Source organism: Vibrio sp. TAP-3B (assembly GCF_057784735.1).
Map to the genome: position 1 here is coordinate 1271622 of NZ_CM173495.1, position 19677 is coordinate 1291298.

Genomic DNA, 19677 nt, shown 5'->3' on the forward strand with positions numbered 1-19677 from the left:
TTAGTAAAGTGTGTTTTTGTTATCTTCAATGTACTGATCATCAAGGCGACCAAACATCTTGTAGTAAGTCCAAGATGTGTAACCTAGGATGATTGGAACCATCACAAACGCCACGCCTGTCATTAGGTTCAGAGTCAATTCAGATGACGTTGCATCCCACATTGTTAAGCTGTGGCTTGGCATTAAGTCTGAAGGCATGATGAATGGGAACATCGCAAAACCTGCAGTAAAGATAACACCAGCCACACCCAAGCTTGAAGTAATGAACGAAATCGCACATTTTTCAAGACGAGATGCCAATACAGCAAGAAGCGGCATTGCAACACCTAGTACAGGAGCAGCCCATAGTAGTGGGTAGTTTTCAAAGTTCTTCATCCACGCACCAGCTTCTCGGATTACCTCTTTGTTTAGAGGGTTAGAAGCTGCGTTAATATCGATACCGCCAACAATGACGTAACCATCAATGTTTTGGATCCAGAAACCAGCCGCGACAAACGCAGCAACAGTTAGTAAACCAGACAGCTGGGCAACATTGCGAGCACGCACATGCACTTCGCCAGTTGTTTTCATTTGTAGCCAAGTCGAACCTTGCATCAAAATCATGAACAAGCTTACTAGGCCACACAGCAGTGCAAATGGGTTTAACAGACCGAAGAATGAGCCATGGTACGTTGGCATCAAGAACTCACTCAATTGGAATGGTACACCTTGTAGTAGGTTACCAAACGCCACACCAAAGATGATTGGCGGAACAAAGCCACTGATTGAGATACAGATATCCCATGTGCTGCGCCATTTTGGATCTTCAATCTTTGAACGGTAGTCCAAACCCAGTGGACGTAACCAGAGCGCGGCAAGCGTTAATATCATTGCCAGGTAGAAACCTGAGAACGATGTTGCGTAGACCAAAGGCCAAGCTGCGAACAATGCACCACCAGCAGTGATAAGCCAAACTTGGTTACCATCCCAGTGAGGAGCAATTGAGTTAATCATGACACGACGTTGTGTGTCGTTTTTACCGATAATAGGTACAAGCGCGCCTACACCCATATCGAAACCGTCTGTTACTGCAAAACCAACTAGTAGAACCCCGATCAGTACCCACCAGATGAATCGCAAGATTTCGTAATCAAACATCTTGTTATCTCCTTGCCTTACGCTTCTACTTGGCGACTAACTTTGTCTTCAACAGAGTCAGAGTTTTGCTCAAAGTGGTAGCGACCCGTTTTTAGGCTACTAGGGCCTTTACGAGCGAATTTCAACATTAGGTAAACTTCTGCAATTAGGAATACCGTGTAAAGCGCCAGAATTGCGAATAGTGAAGTCCAGATTTGACCTGCAGTCAGTGCAGATGCAGCTACGTGTACTGGTAAAATCTCACCGACAGCCCATGGCTGACGGCCATATTCAGCAACAAACCAACCTGCTTCAATCGCGATCCACGGTAGTGGAATACTCAATAGCGCCGCTTTAAGAATCCATTGTTTTTGCTCAATCTTCTGACGACAAGTTTGGACAAATGCCGCACCGAAGACGAATAACATGATGAAACCACAAGCAACCATGATACGGAACGACCAGAATAACGGCCATACTGTAGGGATAGAGTCATCCGCAGCGGCTTGGATTTGCTCTTCTGTTGCATCAACTACGTTGTCTGTGTAGCGCTTTAGCAATAGGCCGTAACCTAGGTCGCCTTTCACTTCATCAAACGCCGTCATGTTAGCGTCAGATTTGTCACCTGCTCGTAGCTTTTCAAGTAGCTCGTACGCGAACATACCGTTACGAATACGGTCAACGTGATCATCGCGTAAATCGCGCAGACCAGTAACCTGCTCATCAAAAGAACGTGTGGCAATAATACCCATTACGTAAGGGATCTTAATCGCGTAATCTGTGTGCATGGTTTCTTGGTTAGGTACACCAAATAACGTAAACGCTGCCGGCGCTGGCTCAGTGTGCCACTCTGCTTCGATTGCAGCTAATTTTACTTTTTGAACTTCACCCAGCTCGTATCCAGACTCATCACCCAGAACGATTGTTGATAAAATCGCGGCAATACCGAATGAAGCGGCAATAGCGAATGATCGGCGAGCGAACGCAACATCACGACCTTTTAATAGGTAGTATGAACTGATGCCTAGAATAAACATTGCGCCACAAGTGTAACCAGAAGCCACCGTATGCACGAACTTAACCTGAGCTACTGGGTTTAGGATAACTTCGGAGAAGCTCACCATTTCCATTCGCATGGTTTCGAAGTTGAAGTCCGCGCCTACAGGGTTTTGCATCCAACCGTTTGCGATAAGGATCCAAAGTGCAGAGAAGTTAGAGCCTAGAGCAACAAGCCAAGTAACCGCTAAGTGCTGGCGTTTAGATAGACGATCCCACCCAAAGAAAAATAGACCAACAAAAGTTGACTCTAGGAAGAATGCGACAAGTGCTTCTATCGCCAGCGGCGCACCGAAGATATCACCAACATAGTGGGAGTAATACGACCAGTTAGTACCAAACTGGAATTCCATGGTAAGGCCTGTTGCCACACCAAGTGCAAAGTTAATACCGAACAACTTACCCCAGAACTTAGTCATGTCCTTATAGATTTGCTTGTTCGTCATTACGTACATTGATTCCATAATGGCCAAAAGGAAGGCCATGCCAAGGGTCAATGGTACGAATAGGAAGTGATACATCGCTGTCAGTGCAAATTGCAACCGCGATAGATCAACTACGTCAATCATGGTAACTCCTATGTGTCGGCTGAATGACACTCTCTACATATTGCAATCTATATTCAGGTGTTATTCATACTTGAAAAGTGTTGAATTATCACCATCCTTTGTTGCAAAAATGTGCTTCATTGGTTAGTTAATTGTTAAGCATCAGCTAATATAGCTAGGGCTAATATTACTTGTAAAAACAGATTGTTTCAAAAGGTTTATAGGCGGGATATGCTTTGATATACGTCAATGTTTACGCGCCAGACTTGCACAAAAAACCATCACACTGATCCAGATCAAGCGCTATTCGATACGGATGTAACCAGAGAGTAATCAAGAAAGGAACTAACCCATTGCATGCAAACGTGGCGTTAACAATCAATGCTTTTTTTTTACCTAGTGAGTCTGAGAAGAAATTCAATAAATGAGAGGTCGGTCACGAATGATAAGAGGCTGAGCAGAATAACTACTCAGCTCTAAAATCTTATTTTTCAATTCCGAAATGAAGATAAGCGCGATCTGTGGCGACTCGTCCACGTGGCGTGCGTTGTAAATAGCCTTGCTGAATAAGATAAGGCTCAAGCACATCTTCAATGGTATCTTTCTCTTCGCCTATGGCTGCTGCCATGTTATCCAACCCAACTGGGCCACCACCAAATTTTTCCATAATCGCGAGTAGTAACTTACGGTCCATATAATCGAAACCTTCGGCGTCCACATCAAGCATATTCAGCGCTTTATCTGCTACTTCAAGGCAAATATGACCATTCCCTTTCACTTCTGCATAATCACGAACACGACGCAGTAAACGGTTCGCGATACGTGGCGTGCCACGAGCTCGTCGAGCCACCTCTAATGCTCCCTCAGGCTCCATCGATAAACCTAAACAGTTCGCGCTGCGTTGAACGATATCTTGGAGATCTTTGATCTTATAGAACTCAAGGCGTTGAGTGATACCAAAGCGATCTCGCAATGGTGAAGTTAATGAACCAGCACGAGTCGTCGCACCGATAAGTGTAAATGGAGGCAAGTCGATTTTAATGGAACGTGCTGCCGGGCCTTCACCAATCATGATGTCTAACTGGTAGTCTTCCATCGCGGGATACAGCACCTCTTCGACCATGGGGCTTAAGCGGTGAATCTCATCGATAAAGAGAACATCGTTTTCTTCTAAGTTCGTCAACAGTGCTGCCAAGTCCCCCGCTTTTTCAAGCACAGGTCCGGAAGTTGTACGGATGTTTACTTCCATTTCATTAGCGACAATATTCGCTAACGTCGTTTTACCTAAACCTGGAGGACCAAAGATCAGTAAATGGTCAAGTGCTTCACTTCGTAGTTGAGCCGCTTTAATAAAAATTTCCATCTGATCACGAACATGGTCCTGACCTTGGTAATCCATCAGCTTCTTTGGTCGAATTGCACGATCAATGACATCTTCATCACGGAAGACTGGGTTTTCTGGAGCGATTAAACGATCGGCTTCAATCATATTGTTACCTTGAACTTACCGTTACACCATTGACTTTAGTGCTTCACGGATCAGCTGTTCACTGTTCATATCCGGCTTAGCAATTTGAGACACCACTTTTGATGCTTGAGTTGGCTTGTACCCTAAAGCAAGCAGTGCACTGATGGCTTCTTCTTGAGCGTTATTAGACGCAGACGATTTTGAATCCGCAGGCGCTGAGTCAGAAAACGGCGTAAACAAGTCACCCACTCCCCAGCCTTTCAAACGGTCTTTCATTTCAACCACTAAACGTTCTGCTGTTTTTTTGCCCACACCAGGCAGTTTAACTAATGTCGAGACATCTTCGTGCTCCACACAAGTGACAAATTGGCTGGCAGTCATGCCTGATAAGATACCTAACCCCAGCTTAGGGCCAACACCATTCGCTTTAATGACTTCACGGAATAGCGCACGTTCTTTTACGGTATTAAAGCCGTAGAGCAATTGTGCATCTTCACGTACCACAAAATGAGTATAGATAATGCTTTCTTCACCAACATTTGGCAGTTCATAAAAACAGCTCATCGGCATCTGAACTTCATAAGCAATGCCGTTAACTTCAATTAACACTTCAGGTGGTTGTTTTTCAATCAGTGTGCCACGCAGACGTCCAATCACTATAACTACTCTTTAAGAATGAATTTGCGACAGGATAATAAAGAACTGGATAGACATCCAGTTAATTTTACCGGTAGCGCCCTTTTTCTGGCACTGGTGGCTTTGCCTGATAAAGCCACCAAGGTTTTGTTGGTATTGGCATGGCAAATCGCCACGCCTAATGCATCGGCCGCATCTGCTTGCGGTTTCGCTGGCAGTTTTAGCATTTGCTGAACCATATGCTGAACTTGAGCTTTATCGGCCCCACCAGTTCCTACGACGGCTTGCTTAATCAGACGAGCAGCGTATTCATAAACTGGAAGATCTGCATTGACCGCTGCGACAATTGCACTGCCACGTGCTTGCCCAAGCTTGAGCGCCGAATCGGCGTTCTTCGACATAAAAACTTGCTCAATCGCGAAAACGTCCGGCTGAAACTGCGTAATGATCTCGGTGACACCGGCATAAATCTGTTTGAGCCGGCCAGGCAATTCTTTCTCTGATGTTCGAATACAGCCGCTACCCAAGTAATGTAAATGACGCCCATTTTGGCGAATCACACCATAACCAGTAATGCGTGAGCCTGGATCAATGCCCAAAATAATTGACATGAATATTCCTAAAAAATGAGATCGAATTTGATCTCGGCCTCTTATTATTGCTTTTTCTTAATAGGGAGTATCCGTTCACTCCCTATTAAATGCGTTTATTCTAACGTCGCCACGACCTCATCAGAAATATCAGCGTTGTGGTATACCTCTTGAACGTCATCAAGATCTTCTAAGGCATCAATTAAACGTAATAACTTAGGTGCGGTGGCCGCATCTAATTCTGCTTGAGTTGAAGGAATTAATGACACTTCTGCATTTTGCGCTTCAAAACCCGCGGTATCGAGTGCATCTTTAACGCTGCCGAACTCTGCCGGAACAGTGTAAACATCAATCGAGCCATCTTCTGATGTTTCGATGTCATCAGCGCCGCTTTCTAGCGCCACTTCCATCACCGCCTCTTCATCTAAACCTGGAGCGTATGAGATCACCCCTTTCTTGTCGAAAAGATAGTTTACGCTACCGTCCGTACCCAGATTACCGCCTGACTTCGAGAACGCATGGCGTACGCCAGATACTGTGCGATTTCGGTTATCTGTCATACATTCGACCATGACTGCGGTGCCACCGGGACCATAACCTTCATAGATTACGGTTTCCATGTTGTCATCACCTTCACCACCAGCGCCTCGACTGACAGCGCGGTTGACGGTGTCACGCGTCATGTTGTTGGACAGAGCTTTATCAATTGCAGCTCGCAAGCGTGGGTTATTTTCTGGCTCACCGCCGCCCTCTTTTGCCGCAACAACGATTTCACGGATTAATTTGGTAAAGATTTTGCCGCGCTTCGCATCTTGCGCTGCTTTACGGTGACGAATATTCGCCCATTTACTATGACCTGCCATAATTCACCTTTTAATGTATTTTGACGCTTACTAGCAAACATGAGCTAAAAAGCGTTGCTTGGGAAATTGCTTTGGAAGTTTCTTGGGTTTATTTAAACAAAAACTCCCGCAGGTGCGGGAGTTTTCTTCACATGTTGTGCGCTTATTCTGCGTCTTTTTCTTTCGCGGCTTTCACTGCAATCGCGAGTTCTTCTAGCGCTGCTGGGTTAGCAATGCTTGGGGCGTCTGTTAGTAGACACGCCGCTGCTGTTGTTTTCGGGAATGCAATAACATCACGGATGTTCTCGGTACCACATAGCAGCATCACTAGACGGTCAAGACCGAATGCAAGACCAGCGTGTGGCGGCGTACCGAATTTCAGTGCATCAAGCAGGAAGCCGAACTTAAGCTGTTGCTCTTCAGGTGTGATACCTAGAATATCAAATACGGCTTCTTGCATGTCGGCGTTGTGGATACGGACAGAACCGCCGCCCACTTCATAGCCATTTAGAACCATATCGTAAGCGTTAGAGTTTGCCGCCGCTGGGTTCGCTTTTAGCTCTTCCGCTGTCAAACCTAGTGGCGATGTGAATGGGTGGTGCATCGCGTGTAGGTTGCCTTCGTCATCTTCTTCGAACATTGGGAAGTCAACCACCCATAGTGGAGCCCATGCAGATTCGTCAGTTAGCTCTAGATCTTTACCTAGCTTCAGACGCAGTGCACCCATAGCTTCTGCAACGATGCCCGCTTTATCAGCGCCAAATAGGATGATGTCACCAGATTCAGCTTGAGTACGATCTAGGATAGCGTTGATCACGTCTTCGTTTAGGAACTTAGCCACTGGAGACTGGATACCTTCCATGCCCGCTGCACGGTCGTTAACCTTCATCCATGCTAGACCTTTCGCACCGTAGATACCAACGAATTCACCGTAGCCATCAATTTGCTTACGAGTCAAAGATGCACCACCTGGAACGCGAATAACGGCAACGCGGCCTTTCTCATCGTTTGCTGGACCAGAGAATACTTTAAACTCAACGTCTTTCACTAGATCCGCAACGTCAACTAATTCTAGCGGGTTACGTAGGTCTGGCTTGTCAGAGCCGAAACGGCGAATCGCTTCGCTGAATGGCATGACTGGGAACTGACCTAGGTCTACGTTTAGTAGCTCTTGCCACATATCGCGAACCATGTTTTCAGTCACTTCACGTACTTGCTCAGCCGTCATGAATGACGTTTCGATATCGATTTGAGTGAATTCTGGTTGACGGTCAGCGCGTAGGTCTTCATCACGGAAACACTTAACGATTTGGTAGTAACGGTCAAAGCCAGACATCATTAGAAGCTGTTTGAATAACTGTGGAGACTGAGGAAGCGCGTAGAAGCTGCCTTTGTGAACACGGCTAGGTACTAGGTAGTCACGCGCACCTTCTGGTGTCGCTTTGGTTAGTACTGGAGTTTCAATGTCTAAGAAGCCGTTGTCATCTAGGAAACGGCGAACGAAGCTTGATGCTTTCGCACGTAGCTTGATACGATCGCTCATTTCTGGACGACGTAGATCTAAGTATCGGTACTTCAGACGTTGTTCTTCTGAGTTCTTCTGGTTGAAGTCTAGTGGTGGAACATCACTGCGGTTGATGATCTCTAGGCCTGTCGCCAAGATTTCAACTTCACCCGTTGCCATGTCTTTGTTTGCTTGGCTTTCTGGACGAACGCGCACTTCACCCGTCAGTTTGATACAGAATTCATTACGAAGTGTATTAGCCACTTCATACGCATTCGCCATATCTGGATCAACAACTACCTGAACGATACCTTCGCGATCTCGCATATCAATAAAAATAAGACCGCCTAAATCACGACGACGGTTAACCCAGCCGCAAAGTTCTACAGTTTGTCCTGCAAGGGACTTGTTCAGGTGACCACAGTAATGGGTACGCATAATGAAATTCCCAATCTCTCAAATATTGTTAACTACGCTCTGTCCAGCCTCATTGCTAAGCAGAGCAAAGATTCCGTTATACGCTGAAAGCCTATGAAAATCGACTACTCAACATACAATTAAGTGTGTTTTATCGTTCATTGGTGCTTTTTAACACAACAAATGTTCAAAAGCGCACCAAGGCGAAAAAATTGGTGCTGATTATAGCTTGAAATTACCCATTTCAGCAAAATTCTCGTAAAGTGAACACCTCAACAAATGCAAAGAAGAACAATGGAAACGCTACCGCTTCGATTAGGGTTGACCATGTGGTCGCACAACCAATGGCAGCAAAGCTTTTATGGCAGTGGAACAAAGCCAGCCGAGCGTTTAGAGAAATACGCTCAGGTTTTCCATACTGTCGAAGGCAACACTACCTTTTACGCTACGCCAAGTCTTAATACCGTGCAAAACTGGAAGTCAGCAACTCACGATGATTTCAAGTTTACTTTTAAGCTGCCTAAAACCATCACTCATGAGCAAATGCTAAGAGGATGTGGTGAGCAACTGCGAGACTTCATGAAAGTCATGGAGCCTTTGCATGATCGCGTCGGTCAATGGACGATTCAATTGCCTGCGGCGTTTGGCCCAGAACACATTGATAGATTGAAACAGTTTTGTGCCCATTTTCCTCCTAACTTCCCACTTGGTGTTGAAGTTCGTCATATGGCCTTTTTCTCTAAGGGCGAGGAAGAACGCGCACTTAACCAATGGTTAGTGGAAAATAACATTGACCGAATTATTATGGATAGCCGTCCTGTCTTTGCCGCCAAGCCAGACAATGAAGCGATCATTGATGCGCAAATGAAAAAGCCAAGAGTGCCTGTCCACGCCATTGCTACCGCTTCACAACCTCTGATTCGTTTTATCGGTCACCCAGAAGAACAGCAAAATTACGAGTTTTTTACGCCATGGCTAAGTAAGTTGCCACAATGGATTGCAGAAGGTAAACAACCGTATGTCATGATCCATACCGCGGATAATATTATTGCGCCAAAGTTGGCAGCAAATCTTTATAAAGATATACAAAAGCGAATCACGCTCCCTGACTTAACTTCTTTCCCCGCTAACGATGGCAACTCGCAGTTGCAAATGTTCTAAATAATGACAGAAGCGCAAATTTCCCATAAAATACGCGCCTTTTTTGGTGCCTGACGTTTTCAGGCGGCTTGTATGCAGAGATTTGGTTATGAACCATAAAAACAATCCAGATACTATTTTTTCGGCTCCAATCGATAAAATTGGGGATTTCACGTTCGATGAACGCGTAGCGGAAGTATTTCCTGACATGATTCAACGATCGGTGCCGGGTTATAGCAATATTATTTCTGCTATTGGTATGCTGGCTGAACGTTTTGTTAAACCCCATTCGAACATCTACGACTTAGGTTGTTCTTTAGGTGCTGCAACATTGTCGATGCGCCGCCATATCAAACAAGAAGGTTGCCAAATTATTGCGGTAGACAACTCACCGGCCATGGTCGAGCGTTGTAAATTACACGTTAATGCCTATCGCAGTGACACACCAGTGAACGTAGTTGAAGCCGATATTCGTAATATCGAAATCGAAAATGCTTCAGTGGTTGTGCTGAACTTTACCCTCCAGTTTCTTTCACCCGACAACCGTTATACGTTGTTAGAAAAAATCTATGCTGGCCTTCGTCCTGGTGGGATTTTAATCTTGTCAGAAAAATTTGTGTTTGAGGATGACGTTTCTAACGAACTTTTAATCGACCTTCATCACGACTTTAAACGCGCTAATGGCTACAGCGAGTTAGAGATCAGCCAAAAACGCAGCGCGATAGAAAATGTCATGCGTCCAGACTCAAAAAAAGAACACAAAGAACGCTTCGCAAAGATTGGGTTCTCCAGCTACGACATTTGGTTCCAGTGTTTTAACTTTGGCTCTATGTTTGCGATTAAGTAAATGGCATTCAGTCTATTAAAACCAAACATTATTTACTTTTCACATTATCCACTCAGCGATTAACTAACTATGTTTAACTTTGCAAATTTCTACCAATTGATTGCCCAAGACACACGTCTTCAGCCTTGGCTCAATGTGTTACCACAACAGCTAACAGACTGGCAAAATGCAGAGCACGGTGACTTTGGTCGCTGGTTGAAAGCACTGAACAAGATCCCTGCTGGCCAGCCAGACACTATCGATATTACAGATTCGGTGACGATTTCAAACATTGAACCAATGCCTCATGGGGAGTTGAAGAAATTAGAGAACTTGCTTCGTACTTTTCACCCGTGGCGTAAAGGCCCATACCGCTTACATGGCATTCATATTGATACGGAATGGCGCAGTGACTGGAAGTGGGATCGCGTGCTTCCACATATTTCTCCGTTAAAAAACCGCAGCGTACTGGATGTTGGATGTGGTAACGGTTACCACATGTGGCGAATGCTGGGCGCAGGTGCTCGTCTTTGTGTCGGCATCGACCCTTCGCACTTGTTCCTCATTCAATTTGAAGCCATCCGAAAATTGATGGGGGATGACCAGCGCGCTCACCTTTTGCCGCTTGGCATTGAACAATTACCTAAGTTGGAAGCATTCGATACTGTGTTCAGCATGGGCGTTCTCTATCACCGTCGCTCTCCTTTAGACCATCTTATCCAACTTAAAGAGCAATTGGTTGCAGGCGGTGAGCTTGTACTGGAAACACTGGTTATCGAAGGCGATGAAAATTCGGTATTGGTGCCAACCTCTCGTTACGCTCAAATGCGCAATGTGTACTTCTTCCCTTCAGCCAAGGCACTGAAGGTATGGTTAGAGTTGGTTGGATTCGAAGATGTGCGTATCGTCGATGAAAACGTCACGTCGGTTGATGAGCAAAGAACCACTGACTGGATGACGCATAATTCACTGCCAGACTATTTAGACCCCAACGACCCTTGCAAAACCGTTGAAGGATACCCTGCTCCCCGCCGTGCCGTTCTGGTTGCGCGCAAGCCGTAATTCGCTGAGATTTCTGACATTGTCTTAACTCATTCGCTCAGTTAAGACATTACCCTTTCTTCTTGTAGTGGGACATGGTTATCTTCCGAACTGCTTTTGTGGCGAGATATAAACATGTCCTGACTAAGGATTCGTTTTATGTCCTTGATTTTCGGCTTTTCATCACTATTCCTCCCACAATAAGTCATAGAGAAACATTCTTACTTGTGAGGCTTTAACGATATAAGCTAAACTCCTAAAAAACAAATAACTTAATCCAATTTCAAGGTTTTCAATGTTATTACGATTGACTCCGGTTGTTGCCATCGCCTTACTATCTGGATGCACACTGACCAAAGGTGAACAGTATCACCAAGAAACGTTAGCCGCTATCCAAGCTTCAGATGCGAATATTAATAATCGCATTACTAACTTAGAGTTACAGCTCAGTAACCAATTGGACTATATCGATAGCCTTGAAGACCAAGTCGATGCGTTACAGGTTGATCTTCTTACATTCCGTGACGAAGTAATGGCAGAAGTCAAAAAACCAAAAGATCCAGTGATTGTCCAAGCCCCTGGGCCCGCCGAGCCGACGCCTACTCACGACATTATTCTTGGCTCTATCGAAAAAGTGACCATCGACTCCATCAAGCAGACCTTTGATGCACGGGTTGATACAGGAGCAGCGACTTCGTCTTTAAATGCCGTCAATATTGAAGAGTTCGAAAGAAACGGGAATAACTGGGTTCGATTCCACCTTGAAGATACCAGTAAGTCCGAAGAAGAAAAAAACATTTGGATTGAAGCACCCGTTGTTCGCTATGTGAAAATTCGCCAAGTAACCAGTGAAGAACTAGAACGTCGCGTGGTAGTCGAATTGTGGGTGCGCGTGGGGAAAATTCATGAAAAGGCGCAATTTACGTTGGCAGATCGCTCACACATGAACCATCCTATTTTGCTGGGTAGAGAATTTATGCGTGACATTGCTCTGGTCGATGTGAGCCGTACCTATATCCAAACAAAAGAAGATAAAAAATAATAAGGTAGATTATGACGTCAAAAATACCGTTTTACCTTTCAATCATCTTGTTGGTGATTGCGGGCATTGCTTTGAGTCTTTTCAGACACGAAAACTATGGCGTGCCATGGACTCCAGGAGAAACACGTCAGGTATGGGATGTAGAAGCACGCATTGAGTTCAATGCTAACGGTAATGAAGTCAAAGCCTCCCTTGCTGCGCCTCACACACAAAAAGGTTATACACTTATCGGTGAGTCCGCTTCCTCTTCTGGTTACGGCGTTTCATACATCAACTCAGATTCTGGACGTCGTGCTGAGTGGTCTATCCGTCAAGCCAAAGGCCCCCAAACCATTTATTACAAAGCACAGTTTTTAGTAGACCCTCAAGCTAAGGTAACACCACTACCGCCGACTGACGATATCACACCACCAACCTTATCAGCACCGCAAGCTGCTGCTGCAAATGCATTGATCGAACGTGCGATGAGCCGCTCAGCCGATAATGTGACGTTTACTCGCGAACTTATCAAGGAACTGAACGACCCTGATAGCCAAAACTCTTCATTGCTGCTGAATGATTTTAGTCGCACTGATGCGCTACACAATATCTTATTGACCGCTGGCATACAGAGCAAAACTGTAGGCGTTATTGAACTGGAAGATGGGCGTCGGCGACAAACCATTCAGCCAATGGTTCAAGTGTGGTCTGGCAAGGATTGGATTCTGTTTTCCCCGAATTCAGAACAAAAAGCGGTACAACCGAACCTGTTGATTTGGGACGAATCAAATGTATCCCTACTTGATTTGGTTGGTGGTCAGAATAGCCAAGTTCATTTCTCGATGATTCAGCAAGATATGACCCCTCAACAGGCAACCAACAATAAAATAGAAGCCGATGGATTGCTGAACATTTCCATTCATAGCTTACCTCTTGAAGAGCAAGCGATGTTCAAGACTATCATGCTGATCCCTATCGGTGCTCTGATCGTAGTGTTCTTGCGTGTGATTATCGGCCTGAAAACGTCTGGTACGTTTATGCCCGTCCTGATCGCCGTTGCTTTTGTCCAAACTCAACTGCTCACGGGCATCGTCGGTTTCTTACTTATTGTTGGTACAGGCTTAATTATTCGAAGTTATTTATCAAGGCTGAATTTACTCCTCGTGGCGCGAATATCGGCCGTTATTATTGCCGTTATTATGATCATCTCCGTATTTACGGTTGTCGCATTTAAAATGGGTCTAACCGAAGGACTAACGATCACCTTCTTCCCAATGATCATCCTGTCATGGACCATCGAACGTATGTCGATTTTATGGGAAGAGGAGGGTGCAAAAGAAGTCGCGCTACAAGGTGGTGGCTCACTGCTGACTGCTGTATTAGTTTACCTAGCAATGACCAACTCATACATCCAACACCTCTCTTTTAATTTTATTGGTCTACAGTTGATTGTTCTGGCTGGCATTCTACTGCTTGGTACTTATACAGGTTACCGACTCACTGAGCTACGTCGTTTCAAACCACTAGCGGAGGACTAAACGATGTTCAAACGTTTTACTTCGCCAGCAAAGCTTCGCCATAAAGGCATTATGGGGATGAACAAACGTAACCACAGCTACATTGGCCGCTACAATGACCGCTCTAAATACCCATTAGTCGATGACAAGCTAAAAACAAAAATCATCGCTCAGGCGGCGGGGGCTACCGTTCCTGCCCTGATCGGTGTTATTCATAACCAAGCAGAAGTGAAGACCATCCATAAGATGGTACAAGACTGGCCTGGTTTCGTCATCAAGCCCGCCCAAGGCAGTGGTGGTAAAGGTATTTTGGTTATTACATCGCACAAAGATGGCGTATATACCAAGCCGTCTGGCTCAACCATTGGCAAAGAAGAAGTTGAGCGCCACATCAGTAATGCACTGGCAGGGCTTTTCTCTCTTGGTGGGAAAAACGATGTCGCGGTCGTAGAAAACTTGATTAAGTTTGACGATTGCTTCGATGGCTTTAGTTACGAAGGTGTACCAGATGTTCGAATCATCGTATTTAAGGGCTACCCAGTCATGGCGATGATGCGTTGCTCAACCGCGGCTTCAGATGGTAAAGCAAACCTTCACCAAGGTGCTGTCGGTGTGGGGATTGATATTGCCACCGGTAAAGCAATCCGTGCCGTGCAATTCGACCAACCCGTTACCCACCACCCAGATACTGGTAAAGACCTTTCAACGTTACAAGTTCCTCATTGGGAGCGCTTGCTAGAACTTGCATCCAGCGCATGGGAAATGACTGGCTTAGGTTATATGGGTACCGATATGGTGATCGATAAAGAAGAGGGTCCAATGGTTTTAGAACTGAATGCTCGCCCCGGCTTGGCAATCCAAATCGCCAATGGGGTTGGCTTGCTTCCTCGTTTAAAACATATTGAAAGCCTCGGTACACCGGCTGAATACCCAAAGCCTCTCGAACGTGTCACTTACGCGGCAGAACAATTCGGAGTGAAACCTCAATTCTAACGCTCTTCAGCTAGCAATCACCTCCGGTTGCTAGCTCTTCCCTTTTCAGCAAGAACCCACCTTTTCCAAACGAATGCCCCCTCATTTATAGAACCAATCAATGATCAGGCTAACAAAATAAACATGGACTGTTTCTTTTTCTCTTAACTTTTTGGGTATGATGAGGGTTCCCCTTACTCAACTTAAGAGGTTGAGAAATGCATAAAAAAGAAACAAATAATAATGAACCAGAGCTTGAAGAGCAAGAGAGTTTAGATCAGCACTTACAACGCTTGTCTGCCCTTTCTGTCCAAGCACTTGAAGAACTTGCTGAAATGATTGATGTTAGAGACGATATTTCAGATAAATAGAACATATCTTCCACTCTAAGTCCTGATAAAAAGCCGAGACTGTCGTCCTACAGACTCGGCTTATTTTATAGGGGAATCGGCCCCCCTTTAGTTAGCTCAAGATACAAAAACGCCCGCGATAATGCGGGCGTTTTTTAGGCTATTAAGCTTAGGACTCAAACTCTTCAACCATCTCTTGAGCTTCGCTCTTGGGCTTCTCGTTTTGGCCGAAGCCACGTAACCCGACTACGTGAACATGTTCGTGGTCTTTAAACACCTTACGCACCAGCTTGTAGGTTGTGCCTTTTTCTGGGCTGATGTTTTCAGGGGCGGCAATCAGAAGCTGCATATCCAGACGATCACATAATTCGAACAGCGTCGAGATAGACTTCGTATCCAAACGCGCGGCTTCATCGAGGAACAGTAAACGACATGGCACGATATCTTTACTACGCAATCGGCGCGACTCTTCCTCCCAGCTTTGCACCACCATCAGGAGAATTGATTGGCCAGTACCGATGGCCTCACCGGTTGATAGCGCACCTGACTCCGCTTGTAACCAGCCGTCAGAGCCACGGTTCACTTCCACACTGAGTTCTAGATAGTTACGGTAGTCGAGTAGTTCTTCGCCGAGAACCTGCGGAGAACGTTGCCCCATGTCAATATGCGGGTTCACACGCTGGAACAGTTTCGCCATTGCTTCTGAGAAAGTGAAGCGTGGAGACTCAAACAGGTCTTTATGCTGTTCTTGCTGAGCCGAGAGACCATTCAATAACACTTCATGGCTTCCACGGATTTTCACGTTCAGACGAACACCTTTCACCTGACCAAAGGAGATATTAGACAAACCTTGGTTGAGCATACGAATGCGGTTTTGTTCACGCTGAATCGTTTTATTAATGATGCTTGCGACGGACTCAGAGCTGATCGCCAAACGGTTTTCACGTTGCGTGAGTTCCTCGGTCAGACGCGCTAGCTCGACTTCCATTTCTTCAATGGCTTCGACAGGATCATCGGTACGGATGATATCCTGGCGAATTCGCTCGCGAAGATGCTGATAAACCGCAATATAAAACAGAACTTTACGCTCAGGACGCGCATTGTCTTCAGACTGACGCAACGCATCACGCAGATCGTCATTATTAGCCACTGCTAGACGCAACGCACCCAAGGATTTATCCGACATTGAACGCAGCTCATCGGCCGACATGTATGCCAGCTCACGCTTATGTAGACGACGTTCAACATCATTTTCACGGGCAAGACGCAGGACTGAGCACCAACCTGCTTTCGCCGCAACAACAAACTTACGCAGTTCAGCGTATTCCTTCTGCACTTTCTTCAGACGCTTCGCCAAGCCTTTCATCTCGAGTTCGGTCGCAGTGATAGTGCGCTCATATTCACTCTTACGACTGCGTGAAGTATACAAACGCTCATGAAGTTCATCACGGCGACGCATCGCGCGTTCTTCCGCACCTTCGTCTGCATTTACGCCGTACTCTTGCAGTTCTTGCTTGAACTCTTGCACGGTTTCTTGCTTCGCTTGGTGTGAACTCTTCAACGAGGCCAACACCTGGTTGTATTGGTTCATTTGTGCTTGCGCTTGCTTTAGATCTTCACGAGAGCGAGCACGCGTCTGTTCAGCTTGAACCAATTTCGCTTTTAGCTGTTCACTCAGTTCGCTGCTCTGATTAAGCAGGTCAACAGAGTCTGAGTATGCGAAATAGTGACGACGTTCAACCAGATCTGACAAAGCGAAGATCTGCTTTTTCAGATTTTGCAACTGTTCATCCGCTGTCTGGTATTCAGCTTCTAGCGCGTCGAATTGCTCTGGGTCAACCTCCAGCGCAGTCACTATTTTCTCAAGTTGTGCCACCGTTTTCGCATGACTGCTTAGGAAGTTTTTGGCTTCTGCAAGTTGCGCGATTTTTTCTTCTAGCTCATCAAAACGAGCTTGCAATGACTCATCTTCAATTAACACCATGCTTGGTGCCAGCTTATCTAATGATGTTAACGCTTGTTTGCTAAGCAGCAGCTGAGAACGTTGTTGTTGCTCTTTGGCATCCAAATCCGCTAATACACGCGACGTTTGGCTGCGCTGGTCTCGAATGTTTGCTAACGCTTGTTCAGGATCGGCGTCAAAAGCGATTTGAATATGATTAGAAACAAACTGGTTAAACGCTTGGTATAAACGCTGCATTTTCTGTGAATCGAATGCTGCTTTCGCATGCTTCTCCACCACTTCTTCACGTTCGTTACGCAAGCGTTCTAAACGTTGCTCACGGGCAGCACGGCCAAACAGTGGAATTTCAGGTAATCGTGAGTAACGCATTTGACGTTCGTTCATACGAACGCAAACCGCGCCTTCTAGCTCTTCTGCATCGAATGAACTGTCATCAAAGGCATCAATGTCGCCTTCGATGATGTACAAATCTTCCGGGCAATCGTCCAGCTCAACCAATTTCTCTTCGATATCTGTGAGATCTGAAACAACAATCGCGTGGCGCGCAGGACCATACATCGCGCTAAAGTATGGTGCATCGTTAATGGTAATGTCATCGTAGATTTCCGACAACAATACCCCCCCTAGCGTGTCCGCAAGACCTTTCAGGCGAGGATCGTTTGAGCCACCCGGAGAGGCTAAACGCTCGATTTCATCTTCAAGCTGAGCGCGACGCTCTGCCAGTTTGTCTTTTGCCAGAGACAGTGCTTTCTCTTGCTCCAGAACCGCTTGCATGTGGTTCATCACCGCATGGCGATCTTCAAGTTCAACACCGCTCTGCTCACACAGTTTCGCTAGTGCATCGTTCGCCGCTATCCAAGTTGGTGCTATCGCTTCAAGCTTGTTGATTTCTACTGTGGCATCTTGCTCAAGACGACGTTGGTCACCACGCTGTTCACGCACCTCTTCTTGGGCAATCTCAAGCGATTCGATTTGCATTGCATGGCGTTCACGCTCTTGCTCTAAGGTGACTTCGTCCATCAGCTCAACATGACATTGCTTTTTATAGTCTGCCACTAGCTCACGAGCTTGATGCTGCTGATTCAGGCTACGCTCTAGATCACGGTGTTGCGCACGCCATTGCTGCTCATTTTGTACCGTTTGCTGCGCTTCGCGCGATTTGGTGATGATCGCTTTAGCATGATCAGAAGCTTCTTTACGCTCTACTTGACCAGCAACACTTTGTACAAGCTTCAGCGCGGTTTCAAACTGCTCTGCCGCAGCCGATGACATGTCAAGCTTGTGCTTAACGGAAAGTAATGTGTTAGTGTTTTCCGCTTCTTTTTGCTTTAGCTCAGAAACCAACGTTTGTGCCGATTCCGCCGTTAGGGTGTCGTCACCCAATAACTGTTTTGCTTTTTCAAGCGCTTGGACCGCTTGCTGGTATTGAAGAGCTCGCGTTTGCTGAACATCAAGCGCCTGTTGGTAATCGGCAAGCTGCGTCTTAAGGCTATCGACTTCTTCTTCAGAAACCGTCGCTTGCTCTTCCGCCATCATTACGCGTTCTTGCGCTTCTTCTACCACCATCATTTGTTCTTCAAGACGCTCATTGAGCTCTTCAAGATCTTCAAGATAACGTTCGATCTTTTCTTGTTGACGCAATGCATTCTGCACCAACTGCAAATGGTCGGAAGCCGCTTGGTAGTCCTGCTCCAGTGCCGATTCTGATTCAACAAGCTGCTCTAGTTCTTCTTGGACACGATTAAGCAAATTGTTCTGCTCAATTAACGTCTCACGTGAACCAAATAACTCCGTTCGCAACGCCAAGGTTTGATCTAGCTTTTTACGACGGTCGTTCGCGTGGCGCATGTAGTCTGCCGCCACGTAGTTGGTCGACTCTGTAATCAAGTGCTTGAACAAGTCACGATCGGCTTGCGTGGTTTTGATCGCTTCGAGCGTCATGCGGTTTTCACGTAGCGCTGATTCCATATCTTGGAATGCTTTCTTCACGCCGCCGTTTTGTGGCAGAAGGTAGTCACGCAATGAACGTGTAATCGCACTCGAGATACCACCGTAAAGTGATGCTTCAATCAAACGGTAAAATTTAGAACGGTCACTGGAGTTACGCAGTTTCTTCGGTACCACGCCAAATTCAAACATTTGCGTATGGTAATCTACAATTGAAGCGAAAGCTTTGAACTGAACGCTTTCAAACTCAGAAATCGCGTCTTTCACTTCGTTGATTTGACGCACACGAGCCTGTGTCGCCGATACGCTCTCAACTAAAATGTCCGTTGGTTTTACATGGCTCGGAAGACCTTGAATAACAAACGGTTTGATGTCTACTTTCTTATCACGACCCGCAACTTGCTGCAGTTTGACTGCAAACAGTAGGCGTTGGTTACGTGAGTTCACCACATCTAGCGCCGCATAACACGCGCCTGGCTGTAGTTTACCGTATAGACCTTTATCGCGAGACGATTGGCTGCTGCCCGCTTCGGTTGTGTTACGGAAGTGCAGTAGCGTTTGGTCAGGAATCAATGCGGTGATGAATGCCGCCATTGTGGTGGATTTACCTGCACCGTTACCACCCGAGAGTGTCGTCACCAGATCATCAATATCAAAAGTTCGGGCAAAGAAGCCGTTCCAGTTGACCATGGTCAGCGACTGATATTTACCACGTTCAATCAT

General features: G+C 46.0%; 14 protein-coding genes and 1 pseudogene. 7 read left to right on the forward strand and 8 right to left on the reverse strand.

Features of this window, described 5'->3' with window-relative positions; translation table 11 throughout:
* The 7 genes and pseudogenes from cydB to aspS form a co-directional block, all read right to left on the reverse strand.
* Window positions 1-1137 carry a cytochrome d ubiquinol oxidase subunit II gene (gene cydB, locus AC3D28_RS05945; protein WP_488535861.1) on the reverse strand — a complete coding sequence of 379 codons (1137 nt, stop codon included), beginning with the start codon at window positions 1135-1137 and terminating at the stop codon, window positions 1-3.
* Window positions 1138-1154: 17 nt separating this feature from the next.
* The gene (cydA, locus tag AC3D28_RS05950) at window positions 1155-2741 is read right to left on the reverse strand and encodes a cytochrome ubiquinol oxidase subunit I (protein WP_488535862.1); all 1587 of its coding nucleotides are present in this window, start codon (window positions 2739-2741) and stop codon (window positions 1155-1157) included.
* Between the two features lie 463 nt (window positions 2742-3204).
* Window positions 3205-4209, reverse strand: coding sequence for a Holliday junction branch migration DNA helicase RuvB (gene ruvB / locus AC3D28_RS05955; RefSeq protein WP_098415290.1), 1005 nt, complete (start codon window positions 4207-4209; stop codon window positions 3205-3207).
* A 21-nt stretch (window positions 4210-4230) separates the two neighbouring features.
* Window positions 4231-4845, reverse strand: a complete 615-nt coding sequence (ruvA, locus tag AC3D28_RS05960) for a Holliday junction branch migration protein RuvA (RefSeq protein WP_488535863.1) — start codon at window positions 4843-4845, stop codon at window positions 4231-4233.
* A 67-nt stretch (window positions 4846-4912) separates the two neighbouring features.
* Window positions 4913-5435, reverse strand: a pseudogene (gene ruvC / locus AC3D28_RS05965) (crossover junction endodeoxyribonuclease RuvC).
* 95 nt (window positions 5436-5530) lie between these two features.
* The gene (locus AC3D28_RS05970) at window positions 5531-6277 is read right to left on the reverse strand and encodes a YebC/PmpR family DNA-binding transcriptional regulator (RefSeq protein WP_488535864.1); all 747 of its coding nucleotides are present in this window, start codon (window positions 6275-6277) and stop codon (window positions 5531-5533) included.
* Between the two features lie 142 nt (window positions 6278-6419).
* Entirely contained in the window at window positions 6420-8198 is a 1779-nt protein-coding gene (aspS, locus tag AC3D28_RS05975) for an aspartate--tRNA ligase (protein WP_488535865.1), read from the reverse strand.
* 273 nt (window positions 8199-8471) lie between these two features.
* Between aspS and AC3D28_RS05980 the strand changes: the two genes are divergently transcribed.
* From AC3D28_RS05980 to AC3D28_RS06010, 7 genes are all read left to right on the forward strand, one after another.
* Window positions 8472-9338: a DUF72 domain-containing protein gene (locus AC3D28_RS05980; RefSeq protein WP_488535866.1), complete on the forward strand. Its 867-nt coding sequence runs from the start codon at window positions 8472-8474 to the stop codon at window positions 9336-9338.
* A gap of 88 nt (window positions 9339-9426) precedes the next feature.
* A complete protein-coding gene (gene cmoA / locus AC3D28_RS05985; RefSeq protein ID WP_098415284.1) occupies window positions 9427-10164 on the forward strand; it encodes a carboxy-S-adenosyl-L-methionine synthase CmoA in 738 nt (245 codons plus the stop codon).
* A gap of 69 nt (window positions 10165-10233) precedes the next feature.
* Window positions 10234-11205, forward strand: coding sequence for a tRNA 5-methoxyuridine(34)/uridine 5-oxyacetic acid(34) synthase CmoB (gene cmoB / locus AC3D28_RS05990; protein WP_488535867.1), 972 nt, complete (start codon window positions 10234-10236; stop codon window positions 11203-11205).
* A 274-nt stretch (window positions 11206-11479) separates the two neighbouring features.
* A complete protein-coding gene (locus AC3D28_RS05995; RefSeq protein WP_098415281.1) occupies window positions 11480-12226 on the forward strand; it encodes an ATP-dependent zinc protease family protein in 747 nt (248 codons plus the stop codon).
* An 11-nt stretch (window positions 12227-12237) separates the two neighbouring features.
* Entirely contained in the window at window positions 12238-13743 is a 1506-nt protein-coding gene (locus AC3D28_RS06000) for an inactive transglutaminase family protein (RefSeq protein ID WP_488535868.1), read from the forward strand.
* 3 nt (window positions 13744-13746) lie between these two features.
* On the forward strand, window positions 13747-14715 hold the full coding sequence (locus AC3D28_RS06005; RefSeq protein ID WP_098415279.1) for an alpha-L-glutamate ligase-like protein: 969 nt from the start codon (window positions 13747-13749) through the stop codon (window positions 14713-14715).
* Between the two features lie 197 nt (window positions 14716-14912).
* Window positions 14913-15065: a hypothetical protein gene (locus AC3D28_RS06010; RefSeq protein ID WP_488535869.1), complete on the forward strand. Its 153-nt coding sequence runs from the start codon at window positions 14913-14915 to the stop codon at window positions 15063-15065.
* 148 nt (window positions 15066-15213) lie between these two features.
* On the opposite strand, the gene mukB is transcribed toward AC3D28_RS06010, so the two are convergent.
* On the reverse strand, window positions 15214-19677 hold the full coding sequence (gene mukB, locus AC3D28_RS06015) for a chromosome partition protein MukB (RefSeq protein WP_488536061.1): 4464 nt from the start codon (window positions 19675-19677) through the stop codon (window positions 15214-15216).

What these genes read in the sequence shown, in the direction of transcription:
- cydB (WP_488535861.1), bottom strand. Translation starts at nt 1,137, where the DNA reads ATGTTTGATTACGAAATCTTGCGATTCATCTGGTGGGTACTGATCGGG.
- cydA (WP_488535862.1), bottom strand. Translation starts at nt 2,741, where the DNA reads ATGATTGACGTAGTTGATCTATCGCGGTTGCAATTTGCACTGACAGCG.
- ruvB (WP_098415290.1), bottom strand. Translation starts at nt 4,209, where the DNA reads ATGATTGAAGCCGATCGTTTAATCGCTCCAGAAAACCCAGTCTTCCGT.
- AC3D28_RS05970 (WP_488535864.1), bottom strand. Translation starts at nt 6,277, where the DNA reads ATGGCAGGTCATAGTAAATGGGCGAATATTCGTCACCGTAAAGCAGCG.
- aspS (WP_488535865.1), bottom strand. Translation starts at nt 8,198, where the DNA reads ATGCGTACCCATTACTGTGGTCACCTGAACAAGTCCCTTGCAGGACAA.
- AC3D28_RS05980 (WP_488535866.1), top strand. Translation starts at nt 8,472, where the DNA reads ATGGAAACGCTACCGCTTCGATTAGGGTTGACCATGTGGTCGCACAAC.
- cmoA (WP_098415284.1), top strand. Translation starts at nt 9,427, where the DNA reads ATGAACCATAAAAACAATCCAGATACTATTTTTTCGGCTCCAATCGAT.
- cmoB (WP_488535867.1), top strand. Translation starts at nt 10,234, where the DNA reads ATGTTTAACTTTGCAAATTTCTACCAATTGATTGCCCAAGACACACGT.
- AC3D28_RS05995 (WP_098415281.1), top strand. Translation starts at nt 11,480, where the DNA reads ATGTTATTACGATTGACTCCGGTTGTTGCCATCGCCTTACTATCTGGA.
- AC3D28_RS06000 (WP_488535868.1), top strand. Translation starts at nt 12,238, where the DNA reads ATGACGTCAAAAATACCGTTTTACCTTTCAATCATCTTGTTGGTGATT.
- AC3D28_RS06005 (WP_098415279.1), top strand. Translation starts at nt 13,747, where the DNA reads ATGTTCAAACGTTTTACTTCGCCAGCAAAGCTTCGCCATAAAGGCATT.
- AC3D28_RS06010 (WP_488535869.1), top strand. Translation starts at nt 14,913, where the DNA reads ATGCATAAAAAAGAAACAAATAATAATGAACCAGAGCTTGAAGAGCAA.
- mukB (WP_488536061.1), bottom strand. Translation starts at nt 19,677, where the DNA reads ATGATTGAACGTGGTAAATATCAGTCGCTGACCATGGTCAACTGGAAC.